The organism is Ferroacidibacillus organovorans, assembly GCF_001516615.1.
Classification (GTDB): Bacteria; Bacillota; Bacilli; order Alicyclobacillales; family SLC66; genus Ferroacidibacillus; species Ferroacidibacillus ferrooxidans_B.
Window position 1 is genome coordinate 33230 of sequence record NZ_LPVJ01000006.1, and the last position, 22699, is coordinate 55928.

Annotated in this window: 20 protein-coding genes, 1 tRNA gene and 1 pseudogene; 4 read left to right on the top strand and 18 right to left on the bottom strand. The window is 52.1% G+C overall.

Annotated features, from left to right (window positions below; translation table 11 throughout):
* Positions 1-387: 387 nt before the first annotated feature.
* Entirely contained in the window at positions 388-558 is a 171-nt protein-coding gene (locus tag ATW55_RS16210) for a hypothetical protein (RefSeq protein ID WP_160327139.1), read from the top strand.
* A 343-nt stretch (positions 559-901) separates the two neighbouring features.
* Here ATW55_RS16210 and ATW55_RS01715 read toward each other — a convergent pair whose 3' ends face one another.
* The 4 genes from ATW55_RS01715 to ATW55_RS01730 all read right to left on the bottom strand — a co-directional run bounded on the left by ATW55_RS01715 (position 902) and on the right by ATW55_RS01730 (position 3774).
* A complete protein-coding gene (locus ATW55_RS01715) occupies positions 902-1150 on the bottom strand; it encodes a hypothetical protein (RefSeq protein ID WP_067711372.1) in 249 nt (82 codons plus the stop codon).
* Between the two features lie 132 nt (positions 1151-1282).
* The gene (locus ATW55_RS01720) at positions 1283-2338 is read right to left on the bottom strand and encodes a hypothetical protein (RefSeq protein WP_153004973.1); all 1056 of its coding nucleotides are present in this window, start codon (positions 2336-2338) and stop codon (positions 1283-1285) included.
* Positions 2339-2380: 42 nt separating this feature from the next.
* Positions 2381-3460, bottom strand: coding sequence for an OB-fold nucleic acid binding domain-containing protein (locus ATW55_RS01725; protein WP_067711404.1), 1080 nt, complete (start codon positions 3458-3460; stop codon positions 2381-2383).
* Between the two features lie 2 nt (positions 3461-3462).
* Complete coding sequence (locus tag ATW55_RS01730) at positions 3463-3774, bottom strand: hypothetical protein (protein ID WP_067711406.1); 312 nt, start codon at positions 3772-3774, stop codon at positions 3463-3465.
* 146 nt (positions 3775-3920) lie between these two features.
* On the opposite strand from ATW55_RS01730, the gene ATW55_RS01735 reads away from it, so the two are divergent.
* Positions 3921-4133: a helix-turn-helix domain-containing protein gene (locus ATW55_RS01735; RefSeq protein WP_268753350.1), complete on the top strand. Its 213-nt coding sequence runs from the start codon at positions 3921-3923 to the stop codon at positions 4131-4133.
* 140 nt (positions 4134-4273) lie between these two features.
* Here ATW55_RS01735 and ATW55_RS01740 read toward each other — a convergent pair whose 3' ends face one another.
* Positions 4274-5191, bottom strand: a complete 918-nt coding sequence (locus ATW55_RS01740) for an AraC family transcriptional regulator (RefSeq protein WP_067711412.1) — start codon at positions 5189-5191, stop codon at positions 4274-4276.
* A 197-nt stretch (positions 5192-5388) separates the two neighbouring features.
* Here ATW55_RS01740 and ATW55_RS01745 point away from each other — a divergent pair, with 197 nt between their 5' ends.
* Positions 5389-6240, top strand: a complete 852-nt coding sequence (locus tag ATW55_RS01745; RefSeq protein WP_067711415.1) for an aldo/keto reductase — start codon at positions 5389-5391, stop codon at positions 6238-6240.
* 57 nt (positions 6241-6297) lie between these two features.
* A complete protein-coding gene (locus tag ATW55_RS01750) occupies positions 6298-7278 on the top strand; it encodes an aldo/keto reductase (RefSeq protein WP_067711417.1) in 981 nt (326 codons plus the stop codon).
* 557 nt (positions 7279-7835) lie between these two features.
* Here ATW55_RS01750 and ATW55_RS01755 read toward each other — a convergent pair.
* The 13 genes and pseudogenes from ATW55_RS01755 to accD form a co-directional block, all read right to left on the bottom strand.
* Positions 7836-8798, bottom strand: a complete 963-nt coding sequence (locus ATW55_RS01755) for a tyrosine-type recombinase/integrase (protein ID WP_067711420.1) — start codon at positions 8796-8798, stop codon at positions 7836-7838.
* 184 nt (positions 8799-8982) lie between these two features.
* Positions 8983-9067: transfer RNA gene (locus ATW55_RS01760), tRNA-Leu, on the bottom strand.
* A 276-nt stretch (positions 9068-9343) separates the two neighbouring features.
* On the bottom strand, positions 9344-10039 hold the full coding sequence (locus ATW55_RS01765) for a lytic transglycosylase domain-containing protein (RefSeq protein WP_235586951.1): 696 nt from the start codon (positions 10037-10039) through the stop codon (positions 9344-9346).
* A complete protein-coding gene (gene coaE, locus ATW55_RS01770) occupies positions 10036-10791 on the bottom strand; it encodes a dephospho-CoA kinase (RefSeq protein WP_235586962.1) in 756 nt (251 codons plus the stop codon). The genes ATW55_RS01765 and coaE overlap by 4 nt, the downstream gene beginning before the upstream one ends.
* Positions 10792-10818: 27 nt before the next feature.
* Positions 10819-11667 (bottom strand): bifunctional DNA-formamidopyrimidine glycosylase/DNA-(apurinic or apyrimidinic site) lyase, encoded by an 849-nt coding sequence (gene mutM / locus ATW55_RS01775; RefSeq protein ID WP_067711426.1) that lies wholly within the window; start codon positions 11665-11667, stop codon positions 10819-10821.
* Positions 11668-11700: 33 nt separating this feature from the next.
* Positions 11701-14625, bottom strand: coding sequence for a DNA polymerase I (gene polA, locus ATW55_RS01780; RefSeq protein ID WP_067711435.1), 2925 nt, complete (start codon positions 14623-14625; stop codon positions 11701-11703).
* Positions 14626-14818: 193 nt separating this feature from the next.
* Positions 14819-16090, bottom strand: a complete 1272-nt coding sequence (icd, locus tag ATW55_RS01785; RefSeq protein ID WP_423742943.1) for an NADP-dependent isocitrate dehydrogenase — start codon at positions 16088-16090, stop codon at positions 14819-14821.
* A gap of 365 nt (positions 16091-16455) precedes the next feature.
* Positions 16456-17394: a DMT family transporter gene (locus ATW55_RS01790; protein ID WP_067711438.1), complete on the bottom strand. Its 939-nt coding sequence runs from the start codon at positions 17392-17394 to the stop codon at positions 16456-16458.
* Positions 17391-17810: an acyl-CoA thioesterase gene (locus ATW55_RS01795; RefSeq protein ID WP_067711441.1), complete on the bottom strand. Its 420-nt coding sequence runs from the start codon at positions 17808-17810 to the stop codon at positions 17391-17393. Before ATW55_RS01795 ends, ATW55_RS01790 begins: the two co-directional genes overlap by 4 nt.
* Before the next feature lie 49 nt (positions 17811-17859).
* Positions 17860-19610: pseudogene (gene pyk, locus ATW55_RS01800) on the bottom strand (pyruvate kinase).
* Between the two features lie 20 nt (positions 19611-19630).
* Positions 19631-20590: a 6-phosphofructokinase gene (pfkA, locus tag ATW55_RS01805; RefSeq protein WP_067711839.1), complete on the bottom strand. Its 960-nt coding sequence runs from the start codon at positions 20588-20590 to the stop codon at positions 19631-19633.
* Between the two features lie 210 nt (positions 20591-20800).
* Entirely contained in the window at positions 20801-21799 is a 999-nt protein-coding gene (locus ATW55_RS01810; protein ID WP_067711443.1) for an acetyl-CoA carboxylase carboxyltransferase subunit alpha, read from the bottom strand.
* Positions 21777-22658, bottom strand: coding sequence for an acetyl-CoA carboxylase, carboxyltransferase subunit beta (accD, locus tag ATW55_RS01815; protein ID WP_067711446.1), 882 nt, complete (start codon positions 22656-22658; stop codon positions 21777-21779). The genes ATW55_RS01810 and accD overlap by 23 nt, the downstream gene beginning before the upstream one ends.
* Positions 22659-22699: the final 41 nt, after the last annotated feature.

The window sequence follows — 22699 nt, forward strand, 5'->3', positions numbered from 1 at the left end:
AGTTTGAGCAGACTTCAAGCTTGCCCGGTCCGAGGTGGTAATGACATCATTCTTTAGAATGCTGTCATTACCACCTCGGTCGAGTTCCCGCGAGTCCATGTCCACCGTGACACGGCTCACCCGACATCTCAGCACCTTTCCCTGCCTGGCGACTGACCGGCTCGCGCGTATGCGCCATATCAAGCCCGCGCCTGCAAACTGGTGGGGTGATCGCCTTTCGCGACCAACTTCTGGTGAAACAATGCCGAACGTGTTGCGGGAGTCGGCCATCCCATGCTGAGTCTTGCCTGTTCGATTGGTGTTGCGTGGGTTCCGCCCAATCCACCTGCGTAACGAGCCATTGGCATCCGTACACAGGTTGGTGTTTACGATCGGGCGTTTTCTCACATGAACCGCGGATGGCTCACCGTACTTCGCGCGCCGGAATGTCTCGCTCATCGCTTTGCATATCCGTCGGTGTTACGCACGTTTTCGGTTTGCCCCCTGCGTCCAGGTGAGTCCGGCCTTCTGATCGGCCTTTCCGTTTTTGCGCCGATCCTGCATCTCCTCCTTTCCTGAGTGATAATTGTGATGAACTACGTTCGGCTGATGAATAGGCTCACCAACCGGTGCTCGACATCTGTCGGGGCCTGGTTGCGGAACGATGATTCCGCTTTGACAACGCAAAAAAGCGCTGTCCCGAGATCCTCCGTCTCACCTGTCAAAGTGAGAATTATCGGCATCTCGTTACACCGCTGTGCTGACCCTATCCACTCGGCGAGAGCGGGTAGGGCGGGTGTTATAGGCTAGACAATGTGTCTAGTTCAATTGAAGCACGGATTTCCGGATTGTGCAACCGGATAGAAATCGAATTAAATTTGCAAACACCAACGTACAATAATCTTCGGCATGCTCAGCTCAGCTAATCCCTTGTTGTACCGAGCAGAAGTCGGGCCACAAAACGGGAGAAGCGCTTCAACTCCTGCGAACCCAATTCGGTGGCCCCCGATTCAACTTGGAACAAAAGCTCCCAATGATCCCGGGGAATGAGCAACTTCAATTGTTCGATGGGTTTGTCCTGCGCCGATACACCATCTTCGGATGGATGATCCTGATCATAAAAATCCTCAATGAGTTTTTCGCTCAGCAACTCCAGCGCAAGATTACACATGGATCACCACTCCCTGGTCAACCATCCAGGCTCATCTCCGATTCGTATAAACCTTCACCGTATTCCGTGTCCTGAACCGAGAGGACGGAGCTGGCCAGCTTCATGACAGGAAACTGGCCAGCCCTATCGTCATTAACCCACAGCACTGGCCACATAATTCGCCATGTACAGCGCCAACTCATCGGACGTACGCGCCGTTTCAACATTGCCAAATCCCCGCGATACCAGATGCAACACGCGATCAGCATCCTCTTGTGACAAGACCAGTTCGTCCACCATCCGTCTCATTGCATATGCGAGAGATTCCATAACCCGTACACGAACCCTCGATGACAGTTTCCCGACTTCTATCATTACGGCTGCTAAGCTCACGGCCAAGTAATCCGTGGATTTCGAATGATCCTCTAACGCCTGGCGACTTTTCGTAAAAATTTGGTGCAGATGGTCTATCGAGATCGGATAATACCCTCTTGTACCCTTCTCATCGACGAGCGTGGTCTGATACTTTTTGATCAGTTCCACCATCGCAGAATCCAAACCTGAACTGTTCCACATAAACTGAAGAACTTTGAGAACAGCGCGCAAGTGGTCCAAAATTCCCCCATGATAGCGATGGCGAACAGATTCCGTGTCGACTCCGACTAAAAGCTCGTCCCAATTTCGTTCGATGCAATCCACAGCCAATCCGGAGTACGGCTGTGGCACTCGCTCAAACGCGGGGACGATTTGCATGATTGTATGGATGACCCCGGAAATTGGGGATTCCACGACCTCCGGGATTGCCCTGCCAAAATCGATCTCGCGAATGTTCATCCGCTTGTCACCCGAGCTCAAAAGCCACTCATAGACAGCCCCCGACACAATCGCTTCCTTGCCATCGCCAATTTGCTCAATTACTTCTCTCGCCCGATCCTCTGAACTTGTCCACAGAAGCGCCTGCATATGTCCGGTCTCATCGGTGATTTGCAGAGTCAGGCAATATCCCTGACTCCCACAGTCCAAATCGATGAACTGTAAAAATGTGCCGAGATAATCAATATGTCTGCCCACGTTCAGCCCCGCAATATCCTCCGGGCTGGCAGCTCGCCGAACGGCGGGAGCGGGGAACCGCTCTGCCAAACGGTCATAATCGGATCGCTCAAAGAAATCATCATGCGTCAGGGGAATCAAACGGTTCAAGGTAATCATGATATTTGACCATCCTCGTTCATGGATTTTGAACATATGAAATCAACCACATTGGTCAACCAGATATCGCGCGAAATGCAATGTCCATGCATCTGTCGGACGTTGGATGTCGTCAACTCCGTAGATGACCGGACGACTCACGACCAAGTCCTGAATGGGGCCGATCACGGTGTAAGGAATTCGGAGAGACTCCCCAACATCCAACAGGGTTTGTGTTCCAAACGTGGCTGGACCAATTCGTCGATCCTCCACGATTTTGCCGATTTCGAGAAAGGTGGCTGCCACCATCGCGGACTGAGGAGATATCTCGTCACCGGGTCGTTTGCCTGCTTCCTGAGCTTTAACCAGGATTCGATACAGATAATCTACCGAACCGGGATATTTCTCGATGCGTCCACCGGCTTTGAAATCAGCCAGACTTGGTTGAACGCCATGAATAATCGCAAGCATCGCGCTTACGGGGTTGGACGCTTTCCCGTACAAATACGTCAAGGCTTTCAGTACCCAACGCAGATGAGTCAGAATCCCCGCGCTGTATTTGTGTCGCTTACTTTCGGGGTCAACGGCACTGAGAAGTGCATCCCAATGTAATTCAAGACCACCCAATGCCAGGTCCTTATAAGGTTCAGGCAGGGATTCAATCATGAGCATCGTCTGCATGACCGTATGGCTTAATCCCAAAACGTGAGAATCCGGAATGATCACACGAATGTCCGCAAAATCAAGCGAGTTGACGACAATTTGCAACTTGCCCGATGATGCTGGATACTCCTGAACGAAACCACTGGCAACCGCTTCCTTGCCTTTACCAATCTTTTCGACCAACGTGTTGAGGTACGATTCATCGGTCCCCCACATGACACCTTGCATATGATCGGTCTCGTCCTCCAGATCAAGCAGGAGAAAGGGCTGACCAAACCGTGTTTTGGCCCGACAAATTACTTTGACGGACGTACCCAAATATTCGACTTTGTCACCAATTTGTAGATCCTCGATACTGATCGGACTTTCCGCTCTGCGTATTTCAGGAAGCGGGAAGCGAGCGGTAATCCGCTCGAAGTCCGCTTCTGTGTAATCGCGATCCAGCCAAGGTGACAATACTTCGTTGATTGCGATAGCCATGCTTACCGAACTCCTTTGTCAGATGACTGAAGATGTTGCAACGCATCGGACCAACCCCACCGATAAAAGGCTTTACTGGCTTCGCTAACCAGATCGTTGTAGTCATCATCGACTTCCGCGAAGCCGTCCCGGTACTCCTCCGGCAGTTCTTTCATAAGGTCCCTGAACTTGAACAGCGTGATCGTAAGAGCTACCGCGTACTCCAGCGAGATATCCTGTGGCAAACTGTTCGCCCGTTGACGAAACATGAATTCCCAATCTTCCATCATCTTTTTTTCTTCTTCCTTGAAGTCTTGTTGCTGTTCTTCTGACATAATGGTCCTCCCGTAATTGCGAAACCCACCGTCTTATGGTTATGATTAACGTGGATACGCATATTTTTAACTTCTATAGTTAGAATATAACTTTAGAAGTTAAAAGTCAACACTTTTTTCTTGTGAGGTGAGGAATTTTGATCAAAATGCACCTAAGTAAGCTGTTGGGCGAAAAACGAATGACACAAACCCGATTGGCACAACTGGCGGGCGTTCGCCCAAGCACAGTAAACGTCTTTTATCATGAGACCATCAAACGTCTTGATGTGGATATGCTCGATGCCATATGCCGGGTCTTACAATGTCAGCCGGGCGATTTGCTAGAGTACGTTGAGGATGATTCGGGGACATTGGGGTAACTAATCCTTGACTTCGGCGATTAGTGCGTACGAAGACCACTGATGAATCAACATGAAAATAAGCCTACTGAAATTCGACGCAGTAGGCTTATCGCATAATAAACTTAAGTTATTAAACAAACGGGCCGTTTAGCGACAGATCATGCCTCTATGGATTGGTCAAATTGGGCTCTCAACCGCCTGACATCTTCTATAGGTGGTAAGCCATACATGCGGGAATATTCACGGCTGAATTGCGATGGGCTCTCATAGCCAACGCGGAAAGCGATGTCGGTGGCATCTGTTGATTCGGATAACAACAGTCTCCGAGCTTCCTGGAGTCTGAGTTGTTTTTGGAACTGAATCGGACTCATCGCGGTTACTTCTTTGAAGTGTCGATGAAGTGAAGAAATTCCCATATTCGCTATTTTGGCGAGCTCATCTATCCGGAATGAACGCTCAAAATTTTTCGTGATGTGTTCGATTACGTCTTTAATTCGATAGGCACTACTTCCTTCAATTGCAGTTTGTTCAAGTGCAACTCCATGCTGTCCATGCAGAACTCGATAGAGAATTTCCTTCACAAAAAGAGGTGCAAGCACCGGAATATCTTCAGGACTGTCCAGCAAACGAGCCAATCGGATGACTGCATCTAACAAAGACGATTCTGTGTGGCTGACAAACATAGCACGCTTTGCATTTTCTCTTGGTTCAATTGGAATTTGGGAATCTCTTAAAACTGCCAAGATTTGACTTGGTGTAAATTCAAGTTTAAAACCCAAATACGGAACGCGGGATGAAGCCTCCGTGACTTGGGCGGTAACCGGCAAGTCAACGGATGCAATCAAGTAATCGGTAGGACTGTACTTAAAACGCTCTTGTGCCAACCACACCTCTTTTGCCCCTTGAACCACCATGCAAATGGAAGGTTTGTACATTCCGTATCGTGGTCCGGTCACATTCGAGTAACGCATAAACAATAAGGACGGGATTGCAGTGACGTGAACGCCGTGTACTGGTGTGTGACGCTCAATGAGCTTGGCGAGTTCATCATGGTATTTGTTCATTTGTTCAATCAAAAGATCCGCCTCGTTTCTTCATTTCTGACTCGTCAATTATAATGCACGTTCGTCTCATGTATAAGTGGTGGTGAGAGGATTAGGCAACCATTTGAGACGAATGGGATAACGGTCTCCGTTTTATTTGTTTCACAATAAAGAAGCTGATGTGTGTTCTGTATGGGCAGTTATCACATGGAGGAAATCGGGGGACTCATATGCAAAAAGTAACGTTGAACAACGGTGTTGAAATGCCGATACTCGGCTTCGGGGTTTATCAGATGACAGATGCAAATGAATGTGAACAAAGCGTTTATGACGCCCTAATGACAGGCTACCGATTGATTGATACCGCTGCTTCTTACCTAAATGAAGAAGCGGTTGGCAGAGCCATCAATCGAAGTGGTGTGCAAAGAGAAGAACTGTTTATTACAACAAAACTGTGGGTTCAGGATTCTGGTTACGAGCAGACAAAAAAGGCATTTGAAAAATCACTACAACGATTGCAGTTGGATTATCTTGATTTGTATCTCATTCATCAGCCGTATGGTGATGTGTATGGATCCTGGAGAGCAATGGAGGAATTGTATCGCGAGGGCAAGATTAGAGCCATTGGTGTAAGTAATTTCCAAATGGATCGTCTGATTGATTTAATAATCCACAACGAGGTCGTTCCCGCCGTCAACCAGGTTGAAACGCATCCTTTCTGCCAGCAAATTGAAGGCGCGAAATTCATGAAAGAGCAAGGAGTCCAAATTGAATCGTGGGGTCCTTTTGCTGAAGGTAGAAATGATTTATTCCGAAACGAAATTTTGCTCTCCATCGCTGAGAAGTACGAGAAATCTGTTGCCCAAATGGTATTGCGCTGGTTGATCCAAAGAGGTATAGTGGCCATCCCTAAATCGGTGCGCAAAGAAAGAATCCTCGAAAACTTTCATGTCTTTGATTTTGAGTTACGCCAGAAGGACATGGATAGCATTGCCGCGCTGGATACAAAGCAAAGCGTATTCTTTTCGCACAACGACCCGGAAATCGTAAAATGGATCGGTACGCGAAAGTTACAGATCTGATGACAGAGTTTTGACTAAATGGAGTGAGTTCAAACTAAATTAAGGAGTGTTGGCGTGATGGAGCAGGTGAAGCTTGGGAATACAGGACTTGATGTGTCTAGAATCTGTCTCGGTTGCATGGGCTTTGGTATCGCAGAGCGTTGGGAGCATCCGTGGGTTATTAATGAGGAACAGAGCCGATCGATCATTCAACAGGCGCTTGAGATGGGGATCAATTTCTTTGATACCGCCAATGTGTATTCGGACGGCACCAGCGAAGAGTTTGTCGGACGAGCGCTCAAGGACTTCGCTAATCGAGACGAAGTGGTCATCGCGACAAAAGTGTATTTCCCGATGCACAAGGGTCCAAACGGTGCTGGCTTATCTCGCAAGTCCATCATGACGGAGATTGACAACAGTCTGAAGAGACTCGGCACCGACTATGTGGATCTGTATCAGATTCATCGCTGGGATTACAAAACGTCGATCGAAGAGACCATGGAAGCTCTTCACGATCTTGTAAAGGCCGGAAAAGTCAGATACATTGGCGCTTCTGCCATGTATGCCTGGCAATTCTTAAAGGCTCAAAATGTTGCGGAGAAACACGGTTGGACCCGATTTGTCTCCATGCAAAATCACCTCAATCTCATTTATCGCGAAGAAGAACGTGAAATATTGCCACTTTGTCGGGAAGAAAACATCGGTGTGATTCCCTATAGCCCTCTGGCCTCTGGCAGATTGACACGGGATCAAGGGGAAAAAACACTTCGTGCTGAAACCGATCAAACTCAGAAGAGGAAATATGATACGATGGCAGGTGCTGACCAAGTGATCGTGGATCGCGTGACGGAGCTCGCGATCAAGCATGGGGTTCCTCGTTCCCACATAGCGTTGGCATGGCTGTTACAAAAACAGCCTGTCACAGCACCGATTGTCGGTGCTACCAAACCATATCACTTGGAAGAAGCGGTGACTGCACTTTCGCTCCGATTAACATCTGAAGAAATTGCCTATGTGGAAGAACCTTATGTGCCACATGCTGTTGTTGGTGCTCTATAAGCAAAAGATTGGAGTACGAATTAACGCATTGAAGTGGATCTGCGTATGAAACATAGGGATGGGCACTGGCTATGATGCTGGTGCCCGTTCCTTTTGTGGATTTTACAATCTACGAAAAGACATGCAATATATTAAATCGTACTATTTTGTAAAAAAATGCTATTCAACATTAGGGGCAAGTGTGCAGGAAAACTGCTCCTGCTAAAATGGGGCAAGTCGTGGGTTACTGCTTATCGGAGAGAGCAGAAACCCACGACTTGTACACCCGCTTCAACAGTGGCCATGACGTTTTGTCTTTTGTATGGCTTCCTTGATCTTTTTACGCATTTCTGGATGAGTCAACAAAGATTCTGCCTGTTGGCGAGCCAAGTGTTCTATCTCCTCACGCCCTAACTTCAACTGCGGTTTCGGAGATTTCCTGTAGGTTGCCAGATGCTTCAATAGTGGGTTGGGACGTTCATGTCTTCGTATCACCATCTCATCCATCCTCCAAAGTCAAGAGTCACAATCAGCGAGTGCCCGATGGCCGTGCTATCAGCCATTGGCCGGAAACTCGTTCAACTGAGCCGGTGTTCTACAAAACTATACTTGCTGTGTTGCAAATTCACGTCATGTGAGAACATCTCCACGTAAATTCGCACCGTCTCCATACTGCTATGCCCGAGGATTCTTTGAAGTGAAAAAATGTCTCCACCCGCAAGAATGTAATATTTCGCCATGGTGTGGCGAAACGTGTGTGGCGACACCCGAACATTCGTGATTCGCGCCTGTTCCCCATACTGTTTGATCAGTTTTTGTGTGGTTCCGATAGCGATGGGTTCTTCGTCGATGGTCACGAACAATGCATCCGTCAGAGCATTCCCGCGCTCCCGAATGTATTTCTGCAAAACTTGTCGCATTTTACTTTGGATGGGCACCAGCCTTTGCTTCGACCCTTTCCCATGAACCAGAATGTTTCCGTCTCGGATGTGAACATCTGACAACTGAATGCCAACCAGTTCGCTGATTCGAATTCCGGTCTCCAGCAGCAAGAGCATCATCGTGTAATCGCGCAAACCCGTGAAGGTGGTCTGATCAGGTTGACGGAGCAATCGCGAAATTTCATCTTCGGAAAACGTCTGAATGATCACTTTCTCTGCTTTGAGGACCGGCAAGTCGGCGCTGTAATCACGGGGCAGGTAACTTTCCCTATGCAGGAATTGAATGAGCCCCCGAACGGACCGGATGCGCCCATTGATGGTGTTCACCTTCAGGCCGAGTTCCTCAAGCATGTAGAATACAAAATGCTCCTTCAGAAACGGAACGGTGAGTTTTCGGCAATCCTCAATCGTCACGCCCTGCATACCTAAAACTTTTTCCAGGGCATTCAGGTTCTCCTTGTGCCAGCGTTGCGTCTGTTTCGCCAATCCTCGGATATCGCGCAAAAACTGCACCTTCGCATCCGCCAAGGAGATGACCCGCTCTTCCGGCACAGTCACCTCTTCCACAAAATCAACCGTATTTTTTCTCCGTTTCGCCATGACCCACACGTCTCCTTTTCCGAGACGTGTGGGGGACTCCGGCCCATTTGCCCGCACTTTTACGGACGTGTATGCCCACACGTTCCCGCAAAATTTGAGGTAAAATTCCCCTATAAAATGGTAGCAGGGTTTTTGAACCCAAAGGCTCAAAAACCCTGCTACAATGCGGTGTTCCAGACTCTTTTGGTGTCGAGAGCGGGACTTGAACCCGCACGGGTTACCCCACACGCCCCTCAAACGTGCGCGTCTGCCAATTCCGCCATCCCGACATGATTGTTGCATTCCCCTTATGAGGTCAACGAAGTTAATATAGCATAGCTCGTTCATCATTGCAAGAGACATCACCGATTTCATTTGCGAAGAAAGCCGTCCGTTTTGTCAGAGTCTTTCACACCTGTCATCGCGATCACGGCATGCCACAATGATGATGAAACGTCGTCGCTTTGATCCCTCATCACAGTACACGCTGTACCCATTTCGACCATCTGCCACATGCCTTGTCGCCAACCAGTAGAGGCCGATTGCTCGACAGAGCCGCAGTCTCCTCACGTGTAGAGTTGATGAAACAGGCGGTACGTGTATAATACGCGCGCGACAAAGTGACGCGTTTCGAGCACTGGAATGTCCTCAATGGAGACCTCGTCACCGGACCACACATTCGATTGCAGCCATCCGCTTACCCGGTTCGGTCCGGCATTGTAAGCGGCAATCGCTTCTGGCAAGCGGCCGTGAAACATCTTTAGAAGATAGCTAATATACCACGAGCCCAGCCGAATATTGATCGAAGGTTGGGCGAGTTGCAGCGCGGTCGGCCGAGGCATCCCGATCTGCACCGCTATCCACGACGCGGTTCCCGGCAACAATTGCATAAGCCCCACCGCACCGGCGTGCGAGATGTCATCCTCCCGAAAATGGCTCTCCACACGCGTGATTGCCGCGACGAGATTTGGATCAACCTTCGCCAAGGTAGCCTCGCGTTCGATGATTGGTTGATAAGAAATAGGATAGACAAACTGGAGAAAGGTTGGTTGAAACACTAGGTCAATCAACCCCGCGAGCAAGAGCGCCGAAAGCACGACACGCATGCGCGCCCATCGCAAACGTTTCAAGGCTTTCCCTCCCTGCGGAGATTGACCCGTTCGAATCAAGCGCGCGCGAAAGCGACCCGTTCGCCTTACACGACGATCATGCGTACTGGATGGAGCGTCATCCCTGCGCGAAGGCGCGCCAGAAAACCTCATGAGATCACCACCTGAGAACGCGCCGCGCGCGCCACATTCATACCGGGTTGCGACACATCACCCAACTGGGCTTCTTCCACCTGAGCAGCATTCACTCCATCTTCCGCGCGCAAACTGCCCACGACACGCGCGGCATTCTGTTCATCCGCCAAAACCTCCCGCGCAAATTCTGCGAGGACATCACATAGGCGATCCACGCGCGCTTGAAGTCCAGAGAGCGAACCGTCATTCTCGACAATGATCGTGGCCATGCGGCGCTTTTGTTCCGTGCTCATCTGGGCGTCAATGCGTGCATTCGCCTCTGAATCCGTTAGCTGATTGCGTTTCATCAGTCGCTGCAGTTGTTGCGGGCGACTCGCATAGACAAGCACTGTCACATCGACTACTCTATGCATTTCCCCTTCAAACAATAACGGCACGTCAAGAATAATCACGCGTGAGCGATTCCCCGCCTCAAGCGCGCGTGCGCGTGTGACCATAAGCGAGCGAATCGCCGGATGCATGATCGCATTCACCCGCTCTCTGGCTGTCGCGTCGTGAAACACAAAGCGTCCGAGCGCCGCGCGATCAAGCATCCCATCTTGCGTTAGAATTCCATCGCCAAATGCATCGACAAGCGCCTGCAAGGTCTTTGTTCCTGGCAAGACAACCTCCCGCGCAATGTGATCCGCGTCAAGAACCGGGATTCCACGCGCGCCAAGAAGCGCCGAAACCGTGCTTTTTCCTGTAGCGATCCCACCCGTTAGTCCCACCAACAAAATCGCTCACTCCGAACCCGTTCAAGATGTGATTTGCGCGCCGCGCGGCGGTGTTTGGCAAACGACGCAAACATGCGTTCCGCGCCCTGCCACACGACCCTTACGTACGGGATTGCCACAGCAAGCGCAAGGCAATCCCTCCCGTCCGTAAACATGCAGCGCATACTGAAAGCGGCCTTGCTCGCCAAATCCATCCACATAGGATTTGACAGAACTCCCGCCCTGCTCAATGGAAGCGGCTAAAATTCGTTTGGTGGCGTACACCAGCTCACGCACCTGTCTGCGGGTGAGACGCTGCGCCACCCGTTCCGGATGAACCCTTGCCGCAAAGAGAATCTCATCCGCATAGATATTTCCGATCCCAGCCACCACCGACTGATCCAAAAGCACGCCCTTGATCGGGCCCGAACGCGACTGCAGCTTTTCTTCAAGCACCATTTCATCAAACTCGGCGGCGAGTGGCTCAGGCCCGAGTGCCGCAAGCCCGCGATGAGACGCAAGCTGCGCCGTTGGCAAAAGATCCATCGTGCCAAACTGGCGCACATCCCGATAACGCAACTCCTCCCCGCGGTCAAGTATAAAGCGCACATGCGTGTGCGGCGCGACGTCCTCATCAGCCGCAAAGACCCCATAGCGCCCCTCCATCCGCAGATGAGAAACAAGCGTCCACTCCCCGAGATCAATCAGCAGATACTTGCCGCGCCGCCGCACACGCTCAATGCACCGCTCCCGCAGAAGCGCACAGAACGTATCCATATCAGGCTGGCGCACAATGCGTGGAAGATGCACACGAGCAGCGCGTATGACGCGACCCGCAAGAAGCGAGTCAAGACCTTTGCGCACTGTCTCCACTTCTGGCAGTTCAGGCATGATTGATCACCTCTTTCCATCCGCCCAACCCTTTTACTTCGCATCGTACCACGTGTCGCCAACGTGCAGATCGACGCGCAGCGGCACACTGAGTTCAATTGCCTGCTCCATCGCCTCCGCCATGTGAAGCGAAACCATCTCCACTTCACGCGCAGGGCACTCGACGATCAACTCGTCGTGCACCTGCAAAAGCATCCGCGCCTCAAGCCCATCGGCGCGCAGCCGTTCCGCCAAACGGATCATCGCCACTTTGATCATGTCTGCCGCCGTTCCCTGGATCGGCGTGTTCATCGCCGTCCTCTCCGCAAAGCTTCGCTCATTAAAGTTGCGGCTGTGAATCCCTGGCAAATCGCGCCGCCGTCCGAGCACCGTCTCCGTATAGCCGTGCTCTTTGGCAAATTTGACAGCCTGGTCCATATAGCTACGCACACCCGGAAACTTCGCGAAATACTGTTCAATGAATGCGCCCGCCTGTGCGCGAGAGATGTTCAGGTTCTGCGAGAGTCCAAAATCGCTGATGCCATAGATGATGCCAAAGTTGACCGCTTTCGCCTGTCTGCGCATCAGCGATGTCACTTCTGACTCCGGCACATCGAACACTTGACTCGCGGTGCGCGTGTGAACGTCCACCCCCGTCATAAATGCGTCGACAAGCGCCTCATCACGCGACAAGTGGGCCATGATGCGAAGCTCCACCTGAGAGTAGTCAGCCGCCACCATCTTCCATCCGTCCTGCGACGGAACAAACGCGTGGCGTAAACGCCGTCCCTCCTCCATGCGGATCGGGATGTTCTGCAGATTCGGTTCTTCACTGGAGAGGCGACCCGTCGCCGTTTTCGCCTGATGAAACGAGGTGTGGATCCGCGACGATGGCCATCGGATCTCGCGAAGCAAGCCCTCAATGTAGGTTGACTGGAGTTTTGTCAGCATGCGGTAACGCAAAATCTCCGTGACCATCTCGCTTTGCGGTGCGAGCTTCTCAAGCACGTCGGCGCTCGTCGAATAGCCCGTTTTCGTCTTTTTGACAGGTGGCAGTCCCATCCTCTCAAAAAGAATTTCTCCGAGTTGTTTCGTGGAGTTGATGTTAAACTCCGTTCCTGCGAGTTCATAGATTCGATTCGTCAGTTGCTCAATCTCAATCGCAAGCTCCGCGCCAATCGCCTTTAAGCGCGACGCGTCGATTTTTACGCCGTAAATCTCCATATCCGCAAGCACGTAAGAGAGTGGAACCTCAACATCCTCGTAGAGCGACCAGAGATTTTTCGACTTCAACTGTTCGATCATCGCCTCGCGCGCGCGGGAAAGCCACTGCGCCCAAAGCGCAAGCCCAATCTGATACGGCTCTCCGCTCTGTTCGCGCGCTGCGTAGAGCGACTCTGGAATCGGGGCCTCAGGGATCGCATAGAGAATCGCGTCGGCGAGTTCTGGAGCCCCTTCAGAGGCACGCAGCAAATACGTGCCAAGAAGCGCATCAAGCGCATGCGCAAAAGGGCGTGCAGATGCCGCCTCTACGCCGTGGGCGTGAAGTGCGACACGCCACGCTTTTGCATCGAACACGATCTTCTCCCGCGTCTCGTCGCAAAGCAGTTCAATCAGCGGCGCAAGCTGTCGCGCAAACGCGTTTTGCTGCAAAGCCAAAGCGCCTGCACCGACACTGGAATCATCCGTCTCTCGATGGGGTAGCGCCCCCCCTTGATCAAGCGTCCGATCGACGGCCATCCCATCGACAGGCGGCTCACTCACTGACCGTTCCGATGACTCACTCGCCATGATTTTCACATACACAGCGCGGTCAGCCGTGGCAAGCGCAACGCCTGCAAGCCGATCCGTGTGATAGCGCCGCAACCCGTCCGCAAGAATCGCGATCGGCCCCTCAAACGACGCGATGACTTCCGAGAGTTCATCAAGTGACGCGATGCGCACATCCTCCCGTATTTGCTCGATTTCCTTTGCCCTCTCATCAACCGCAGAAGGCGCACCACCCTCTCGATACGTGTGTGCATCCGTCGATAAGGTGTCATCTCCCGCGAACAAAGAGTGCTGTCCACCCACCTGCGTCGTCTCTTGCAGGATACCTTGCCAGTCTCTCACGCGCGTAAGCAGCGACTTAAACTCAAGCGTGCGAAACGCCGCCGTGACATCCTCCAGCGCAAACCCCGCAAACCGGAGATCATCAAGCGTCAGCGTGAGCGGCACATCACGCTCAATGGTTGCCAAGCGCTTTGAAAGCAACGCAAGTTCACAATGCTCGCGCAACCGTTCTTTTAACTTTGCACCGCTTATCTCATCAATGTGATCAAGCACCGCTTCAACGCTTCCATATTCATCCAATAGCTTGATCGCCGTTTTCTCGCCGACGCCAGGTACGCCTGGAATATTATCCGACGCATCCCCCATCAAACCCTTCAGATCGATCACTTGCAGAGGGTCAAGCGAAAACCGCTCGCGCACACCCGCAGGGTCATAGCGCGTCAAATCGGTTGTCCCTTTTTTCGTAAGGCATGTCGTCACGCGCTCAGAGACAAGTTGTAGCAAATCCTTGTCACCTGTCACAATCATCACATCAAAATCAGCTTCTTCTCCGACACGCGCAAGTGTGCCAATCAAGTCGTCCGCTTCATAATCCTCCGCCTCAAGATAGCGCATGCGAAACTGATCGAGCAACATCCGCGCCATCTCAAACTGGCCGCTGAGTTCTGGCGGCGTCTTCGCGCGCTTCCCTTTATACGCTTCATAGATCTGGTGACGAAACGTCGCTTTCCCTTTGTCAAACGCCACCGCGATATGCGTCGGTTTTTCCTGGTTCAATACGTTCAAGATCATCTGAGCGAACCCATAGACAGCATTTGTATAGGCACCCTGTGAATTCGACAACAGGGGCACAGCAAAAAACGCGCGGTAGAGCACGCTGTTTCCATCAATCAGAAGCAGCTTGGGACGCTTGAATCCATCGATCATTCACGGTCAACCCTCTCTTTGCGAAGGTCCTGAAACCCCGCATCCGAACCTCTCATTGACCATGATTGTACCACGTACCTCACACGATTGCCTGAGGATCCTTCGCGATCAAGCGCCGGAAAAAAGTAGAAAGCGCCCCTTTTCGGGACGCTCTCACGAAAACGCGTATCGCACAGACGACGCGACGCGTTGCTTACAAATTCTTGATCAAGGCATCCGCAAACTCGGATGTTTTCACTTCGGTCGCGCCTTCCATCAAACGCGCAAAGTCATACGTAACGATCTTTTGGTTAATCGTCTTTTGCAGCGACGCGACAATCGCGTCTGCCGCCTCCTGCCAGCCCAGATGTTCAAGCATCATCACACCGGAGAGAATAACCGATCCCGGATTCACTTTGTCAAGATCGGCGTACTTCGGCGCAGTGCCGTGTGTCGCCTCAAAAACGGCGTGACCTGTGACATAGTTAATGTTTGCGCCGGGCGCAATGCCGATCCCGCCGACTTGCGCGGCCAGCGCGTCCGAGATGTAGTCGCCATTCAAGTTCATCGTCGCAACCACGTCAAACTCCGCCGGGCGCGTCAAAATCTGCTGCAAGAAAATGTCCGCGATCGTATCCTTTACGACAATCTTTCCTGCCGCCTCCGCATCCTTTTGTGCTTGATCGGCAGCCGTTGCCCCTTGGTCCGCCTTAATGCGGTCATATTGCGCCCACGTAAATACGCGATCAGAAAACTCGCGCTCAGCCAGCTCATAACCCCAGTTTTTAAAGCCGCCCTCTGTAAATTTCATAATGTTCCCTTTGTGGACAATCGTGACCGACTTGCGTTGATGCGCAATCGCATACTCGATCGCCGAGCGAATCAGCCGGTCCGTCCCCTCTTTAGAGATCGGTTTGATACCAATCGCCGACGTTTCCGGAAAGCGAATCTTCTTGACTCCCATCTCATCTTGCAAGAAGCGGATCACCTTCTGCGCTTCAGGTGTACCCGCCGCCCACTCGATTCCTGCATAGATATCCTCTGAATTCTCGCGAAAGATCACCATGTCAACGAGATCCGGCCGCTTCACAGGAGAAGGCACACCTGCAAAATGACGTACGGGACGCAGACAAACGTAAAGGTCCAACTCCTGACGAAGCGCGACGTTCAAACTGCGAATTCCGCCGCCAATCGGTGTGGTGAGTGGACCCTTAATGCTGACCAAGTATTCGCGAAGCGCGACAAGGGTGTCGTCAGGCAGCCATTCTCCAAACTGCTTGAACGCTTTTTCCCCAGCGTACACTTCGAACCATTCAATTTTTCGTTTTCCGCCATATAACTTTTCAACCGCCGCGTCAAGGACGCGAACAGATGCCCGCCAAATATCGCGCCCCGTCCCATCACCTTCGATAAACGGAACAATCGGGTGATCAGGCACGTGTAAACCGGATGATTGCATGAAAATCTTTTCGCCTTGTTTCGGTATTTCGAGTTGCTTGAAGAGAGACACTGGACTAGCCCCTTTCTAAAAAAGCACCCATGAATACGCTACCTTCCCATCATAGCACAGGTTCTTTCCAATCATCAAACAGTTTCCATGACGGCTTGTCCTTTGATATTTCCACGTGACAATTTCCCGGGAAATTCGACAGCCCCACTCGACAATTTCTCGCTAAAACATCATACAACTAGGTGTATAGCAAGGCTTTTTGACAAAAATAAGAGTGTTTGCCACACAAGTTTGGCAAACACTCACACTCAGTTGTCGAACGTAGATTCACGACAAAGATTGCAATACAGCCAAATCAATACGGTAAGACAGTTGCTGACTGCATTGGTCCATAAAGCGCGCTACATCTCAAGGTCAATTCCAGAAGGCGTGATTTCTGGCGATTTAGACTGGAATGTGTTTCGCATGAACTGAAGGATGCCAAAAACGGCGAGCGCCGCCCCGACAAACCAAACCGCATGGACGGTGGTTCCAAAAAAGAAAAACGCGAGCGCCGTCGCAATGAGCGGCTCCCCCACAATGGTCATCGCAATCGTCGGCGCTTTAAAAAAGCGCAAGAGGAAATTGAACATGGTATGGCCAAAAATCGTCGGTATGACGGCGAGCAGAACGAACGCGCGAACATCTGAGCTTGCGTATCCACTGAGATGATCGCCTCGCGCAACGCTATAAACAAGAAGAATGAGGGTACAGATGCAATACACGAGAAAGCTGTAGTGAAGAAACGAAAGTTTTTGGCGCAAGCGTTGGCCTGCAAGCATATACCCAACCACCGCAATTGTCCCTAGAATCGACAGCATGTCGCCATACGCCGCGCGGCCTCCGACGTGAAGGTCATGCCAGCCGATAAGCGCTGTGCCAAGAACCGCGATGCACGCGTAGAACCATGCAGATACGCGTGTTTTTTCGCGAAAAAATACAAAGCTGCCTATCATCGCAAAAATCGGTTGCAGCGATAAAAAGAGGGTTGAACTCGCGACGGACGTGTAAAAGAGCGAACCAATCCAAAAAATGAAGTGCACTGCGAGACATGTACCACTGATGACAAGCAAACCCCAATCGCCGCGAGTCAACTGGCGGAGTTTTGCGCGCAGCCCGCGCACGGCAAATGGCGCAAGGACAAGCGCGGTAATGCCCATGCGATAAAACGCCGTAACTTCTGCCGGCGCGTTTGTGAGTTTGATGAGTATAGCCGCAAAGGAGACGGAGAAAATCGCAAGAAGAAGGAGGGCATAGGCAAAGCGCGGCGTGGACGTAGCGTGATTCATCGGTTCGATCACGCTTCCCGTCCACGTAGAAACACTTCGTGAAGATCGGGTCGATGGCGCGGCAAACGCATCGGTTTCATCGACTTCGAGACAAACGCATGCTCCGTCATGCCTTTTGCCATGCACTGACCATCCGCATCTCGAACAACATAATCAAACGACACTCGCACCCCATCATAGCCAGCGAGCTTTGTCTCAATCATCAGCACATCATCATAGCGTGTGGCCTTCAAATACTCCGCTTCGACGCGCAAGACGGGGAGCAGCACACCCTCTTCTTCAAGCTGGCGATAAGAGTGTCCCGTCGCACGAATCCAGTCGGTGCGCCCCGCCTCAAACCACGCAATGTAATTGCCGTGCCAAGCCACACCCATCTGATCCGTCTCTGCATAGCGAACGCGAACCGTTGTGACACTTTTTCTGGTCATCTTACAATCCCCACTCTTGTCACAAGGTTTGTATCATTCACACACGCTTCTAGAGGACGTGTGTCTTTCCGCGGTAAAGAAGTCCGCGAATGGCGTCGACCGTCACTGTCTCGCCATCTTTTACAAGGCGCGTCGCGCCCGCGAGGCCAACGATGACAGGAATCCCGAGCGAGAGCCCCACAACTGCGGCATGCGATGTGACACCACCGTCTTCTGTCACAAGCGCGCCCGCCTTCTGAAGTGCCGGCATAAAGTCGCGATCCGTCGCCACTGTCACCAGAATATCACCGTCTTCCACACGCGCCAAGGCGTCGCTCACATTTGTTGCGACAACCGCGCGGCCAACCAGACTCCGCGTCCCAACGCCAACTCCTTTGCCGATCGAATCTCCGATCGTGTGAATCTTCAACAGATTGGTCGTCCCCGTCTCACCGACCGGGACGCCTGCCGTAATGACGACGAGATCGCCACTCTGGACATAGCCTGATGCAAGCGCTCCGTCGACTGCAACAGAAAGCATTTCATCCGTCGTATGCGTCTTTTTCACAAGCACCGGGTAAACCCCATAACAAAGCGCCAGACGTCGCGCCACCGCCGCATACGGTGTCACCGCGACGATCGTGCAGCACGGACGATGTTTAGCGATCATTCGCGCAGTGAATCCTACTCCGTCGAAGTAATCACCGCCTTGGCTTGCAACTCATCGGCAATTCGCTGCACCGCGGAGCTGATCGCATCCGTCTGTGTATTTTCAACCATATCGCGATGACGACCCATCACGACGCGCTCAAGAATCGCCCGCTCAGCCCGCTCTGCGATTTCGGCCATCGTACGCACCGACTCAATCGGATAGCGACCAGCCGCCGTCTCGCCGCTGAGCATAATCGCGTCAGACCCGTCAAAAATCGCGTTTGCGATATCCGTCGCCTCTGCGCGCGTCGGTCGCGGATTGCGCTGCATGGAGTCAAGCATCTGCGTCGCCGTGATGACAACCTTTCCCGCGCGATTGCAAAGCTCAATCAACTGTTTTTGCACAATCGGGACTTCTTCTGTGGGAATCTCAACGCCGAGATCGCCGCGCGCCACCATGAGGCCGTCAGACACCGCGAGAATCTCGTCAATGCAATCGATGCCCTCTTGCGCCTCAATCTTTGAGATGATATCCATCTTGACGTGGTGGTTTTCCAGCAATTCACGGATCTCCAAGACATCGGCCGCTTTGCGCACAAAAGACGCCGCAATAATGTCGACGCCTTGCTCAATGCCAAACTTGATATCTTCAATGTCTTTTTCCGTCACACCGGGCAAACGCAGGCGAACACCCGGCGCATTGATCCCTTTGCGATTTTTAAGCGTTCCTCCATTTGTGATCACACAGTGGATGTCATTGCCGACAACCTTTTCCACGCGCAGACCGATCAAGCCGTCATCAATGCGGATCACAGAGCCTACAGTGACATCTTCCGGCAATCCTTCATAGCTGATAGAGACACGCTGCTTCGTGCCAAGAACCGCATCAGTGGTCAAGATGATCGACTCACCGTCGGTAAGTTCAACTTCGTCTCCCTCAATGAGCCCTGTGCGAATCTTCGGTCCTTTAATATCAAGCATGATCCCGATCGCCTTGCCTTCAAGACGCGCGGCTTCGCGCACCGTCTCGATGACACGTCGATGGTCCTCATGCGTCCCGTGTGAAAAATTCAGGCGCGCAACGTCCATTCCAGCACGAATCAATTGGCGGAGCGTCTCCAGCTGGCTCGAGGCCGGCCCCATCGTACATACAATCTTGCTTTTTCTCATAGGTTCACTTCCTCCTCAGGTTAAATGGATAGTATGCCTGCGAGTTCATAGAGTGACATGTCAAACGTCCGCGGCGTGCGCAGCGCTTCTTCAATATCCACAGGTACAAGTTGTTGACCGCGCACACCTATCATGACACTCGTCGTCCCCTGCAAGAGAAGATCAATCGCAAACGCGCCCATGCGCGACGCGAGTGTTCGATCAAAGGCCGTCGGCGATCCGCCGCGCTGGAGATGTCCAAGAACTGTCACGCGCACCTCCCACCCTGTCGCCTCAGAGATCTGCTCGCCAATTTTCATGCCGTGGCCAACCCCTTCCGCGACCAGGATGATGCTGTGCCGCTTGCCCCGCTCAACGCCGTGTTGCAACCGCTGCAAGACCTCTGGCAATTGAAAGGGCGCCTCAGGAATCAAAATGGATTCCGCTCCTCCCGCAAGCCCCGCGATCATCGCGATATCCCCGGCATTTCGACCCATCACTTCAATTACATAGGTGCGTTCATGAGAAGTTGCCGTGTCGCGGATTTTGTCAATCGCTTCAATGACCGTATTGACAGCCGTATCAAAGCCAATCGTATAGTCCGTGCAAGGTATATCGTTGTCGATTGTACCGGGAATCCCCACGGTTTTTATGCCGAGCGCCGAGAGGGCGCGCGCCCCGCGAAAGGAACCATCGCCGCCGATGACGACAAGTGCGTCAATCCCCCACTCGCGCAAACGCGCAGCCCCTTGCGCCTGACCTAATGGTGTCTTGAACTCCTCACAGCGAGCGGTGTAAAGTTTCGTGCCGCCTCGCTGAATAATATCCGCAACGGAGCCAAGATCCATCACTTCCATTTCACCGCGCATCAAACCGGCATAGCCGTGTTTGATGCCGATCACCTCAAGTCCATGGTATAGCCCTTTGCGCACGACGGCGCGAATCGCCGCATTCATCCCAGGCGAATCGCCACCACTTGTAAGGACTGCAATCTTTTCAATCTTGTCTTGGCCAGCACTTCCCACGTAGCAAACCCCCATGCTCATTCCATGATCACTCAGAGTTTTCATTTACCGGGATACACGAGTGCCTGATCGGTCAATCTACACCCGTTAAGACGCATTGCGTCCACGCGGGACTAAATACGTCCCACTTAGCATGAAGAAATCGGACGTTCGCCCAATCCTTATGAAAAGGATTCTACGCGAACGTCACGATTCCTGCATCGCGACAGAATGTTTCGGAAGCTCATCGATTATTTCGCGATAGTTCCCGATCTTGCGATACTTCTCATACCGACGCGCAAGAATCGCATCAATCCCCAGCGCATCCAGTCGATCAAGAGCTTGCGCAAACGCGTCGCCAAGAACGCGTGCCGCTTCAACGCGATCGCGCTGCACACCGCCGAACGGTTCGGGGACGATCTGATCGACAATCCCAAAACCCTTTAAATCCTGTGCCGTAATACACATCGTATCCGCCGCGCGCTGTCCTTGCGTTGCATCTTTCCAAAGTAGCGCCGCCGCACTTTCAGGAGAGATCACCGAGTAATACGCGTGCTCAAACATCAAAATTTCATCCGCGACGCCAAGTCCGAGTGCGCCGCCGCTTCCGCCTTCACCCGTCACAACGCAAATCACAGGAACGCGCAATCCAGCCATTTCTATGAGGTTGCGCGCGATGGCCTCGCCCTGCCCGCGCTCTTCCGCTCCGGCGCCTGGATAAGCACCTGCCGTATCGATAAACGTGAAGACAGGACGTCGAAACTTTTCCGCCTGTTTCATTAAGCGAAGCGCCTTGCGATAGCCCTCGGGGTGGGCCATTCCAAAATTGCGGTGGATGTTATCTTTTGTATCTTTGCCTTTTTGCGTTCCAATCAGCGTAACAGGGCGCCCTCGAAATACACCCACCCCGCCGACCATCGCCGGATCATCGCGAAAGTTTCGGTCACCATGCAACTCAATAAAGTCGTCACACATCGCACGAATATAATCAAGCGCAGTGGGGCGCTCCGGATGACGCGCAATCTGCACTTTCTGCCACGGCTTTAAATCGCGGTAGATCGACTCTGCGAGCGTCTTTGCCTTGGCTTCGAGCGTCGCTACCTCTTCGCTCATATCGATCCCTTTTTCTTCCGTAAAACGCTTTAGTTCGTCAATCTTCAAGCGAAGTTCGACAAGCGGTTTCTCAAAAGGCAGATCTGTGGCCATTCGGTTCACCCCGTTTCGAATGCATCGAAAGAACAGTCGCCAAATACGGTTTCATATCTTTGCGGTGCACAACTTCATCCAACATGCCGTGTTCGAGTAAAAACTCTGCCGTCTGAAACTCTTCCGGGAGTTGTTGGCGAATGGTCGATTCAATAATCCGCCTGCCCGCAAACCCGATCATCGCTCCCGGTTCCGCAAGGTTCAGATCGCCCTGCATCGCAAAACTGGCCGTCACGCCACCTGTCGTCGGGTTTGTGCAAACTGCAATGTACAGTTGCCCCGCATCCGCGTGACGACGCAGTGCAGCGGAAACCTTTGCCATCTGCATGAGCGAAAAAATCCCTTCCTGCATGCGCGCCCCGCCAGAAACTGTAAAAATGACAACAGGTACCCCATCATCTGTCGCCCGCTCGACCGTTCGGGCGAGACGCTCCCCGACAACCGACCCCATGCTCCCCATGATAAAACGAAAATCCATGACAGCGATGTAGAGCGGGTATCCAGCAATGGTTCCATAGCCAGACAAGATCGCCTCGTCAAGCCCTGACATTTCACGCGCTTTTTGAACTTTCTCAGGATAATCAGGAAAAGAAAGAGGATCTCCAGTCAGCAAGTGCGCGTCAAACTCAACGAAACTCCCTTCGTCAAGCGTGGCGTCAATGCGTTCTGGAGCCGTCATAGAGAAATGATACCCACAGTGCGGACACGTCTTTACGTTTTTCTCCAATTCCCGCGAAAGAAGAATTTCACCGCACCGTTTGCACTTATTCATGAGTCCTTCCGGAACCCGATCCTTAGCGCTCTGGTTTGGTGAAATGGTCGCAAACTTTCTTTTCTTAGGAAACAAATCCTTTAACAACAGGTCACCTCATCATCAACGCTTCATTCGGCGCAGACGCT

What these genes read in the sequence shown, in the direction of transcription:
- ATW55_RS16210 (WP_160327139.1), top strand. Translation starts at nt 388, where the DNA reads ATGAACCGCGGATGGCTCACCGTACTTCGCGCGCCGGAATGTCTCGCT.
- ATW55_RS01735 (WP_268753350.1), top strand. Translation starts at nt 3,921, where the DNA reads ATGCACCTAAGTAAGCTGTTGGGCGAAAAACGAATGACACAAACCCGA.
- ATW55_RS01715 (WP_067711372.1), bottom strand. Translation starts at nt 1,150, where the DNA reads ATGTGTAATCTTGCGCTGGAGTTGCTGAGCGAAAAACTCATTGAGGAT.
- polA (WP_067711435.1), bottom strand. Translation starts at nt 14,625, where the DNA reads ATGATCGATGGATTCAAGCGTCCCAAGCTGCTTCTGATTGATGGAAAC.
- ATW55_RS01765 (WP_235586951.1), bottom strand. Translation starts at nt 10,039, where the DNA reads ATGAGGTTTTCTGGCGCGCCTTCGCGCAGGGATGACGCTCCATCCAGT.
- ATW55_RS01745 (WP_067711415.1), top strand. Translation starts at nt 5,389, where the DNA reads ATGCAAAAAGTAACGTTGAACAACGGTGTTGAAATGCCGATACTCGGC.
- ATW55_RS01795 (WP_067711441.1), bottom strand. Translation starts at nt 17,810, where the DNA reads ATGACCAGAAAAAGTGTCACAACGGTTCGCGTTCGCTATGCAGAGACG.
- ATW55_RS01725 (WP_067711404.1), bottom strand. Translation starts at nt 3,460, where the DNA reads ATGGCTATCGCAATCAACGAAGTATTGTCACCTTGGCTGGATCGCGAT.
- ATW55_RS01810 (WP_067711443.1), bottom strand. Translation starts at nt 21,799, where the DNA reads ATGGCCACAGATCTGCCTTTTGAGAAACCGCTTGTCGAACTTCGCTTG.
- ATW55_RS01750 (WP_067711417.1), top strand. Translation starts at nt 6,298, where the DNA reads ATGGAGCAGGTGAAGCTTGGGAATACAGGACTTGATGTGTCTAGAATC.
- ATW55_RS01755 (WP_067711420.1), bottom strand. Translation starts at nt 8,798, where the DNA reads ATGGCGAAACGGAGAAAAAATACGGTTGATTTTGTGGAAGAGGTGACT.
- mutM (WP_067711426.1), bottom strand. Translation starts at nt 11,667, where the DNA reads ATGCCTGAACTGCCAGAAGTGGAGACAGTGCGCAAAGGTCTTGACTCG.
- ATW55_RS01720 (WP_153004973.1), bottom strand. Translation starts at nt 2,338, where the DNA reads ATGATTACCTTGAACCGTTTGATTCCCCTGACGCATGATGATTTCTTT.
- ATW55_RS01730 (WP_067711406.1), bottom strand. Translation starts at nt 3,774, where the DNA reads ATGTCAGAAGAACAGCAACAAGACTTCAAGGAAGAAGAAAAAAAGATG.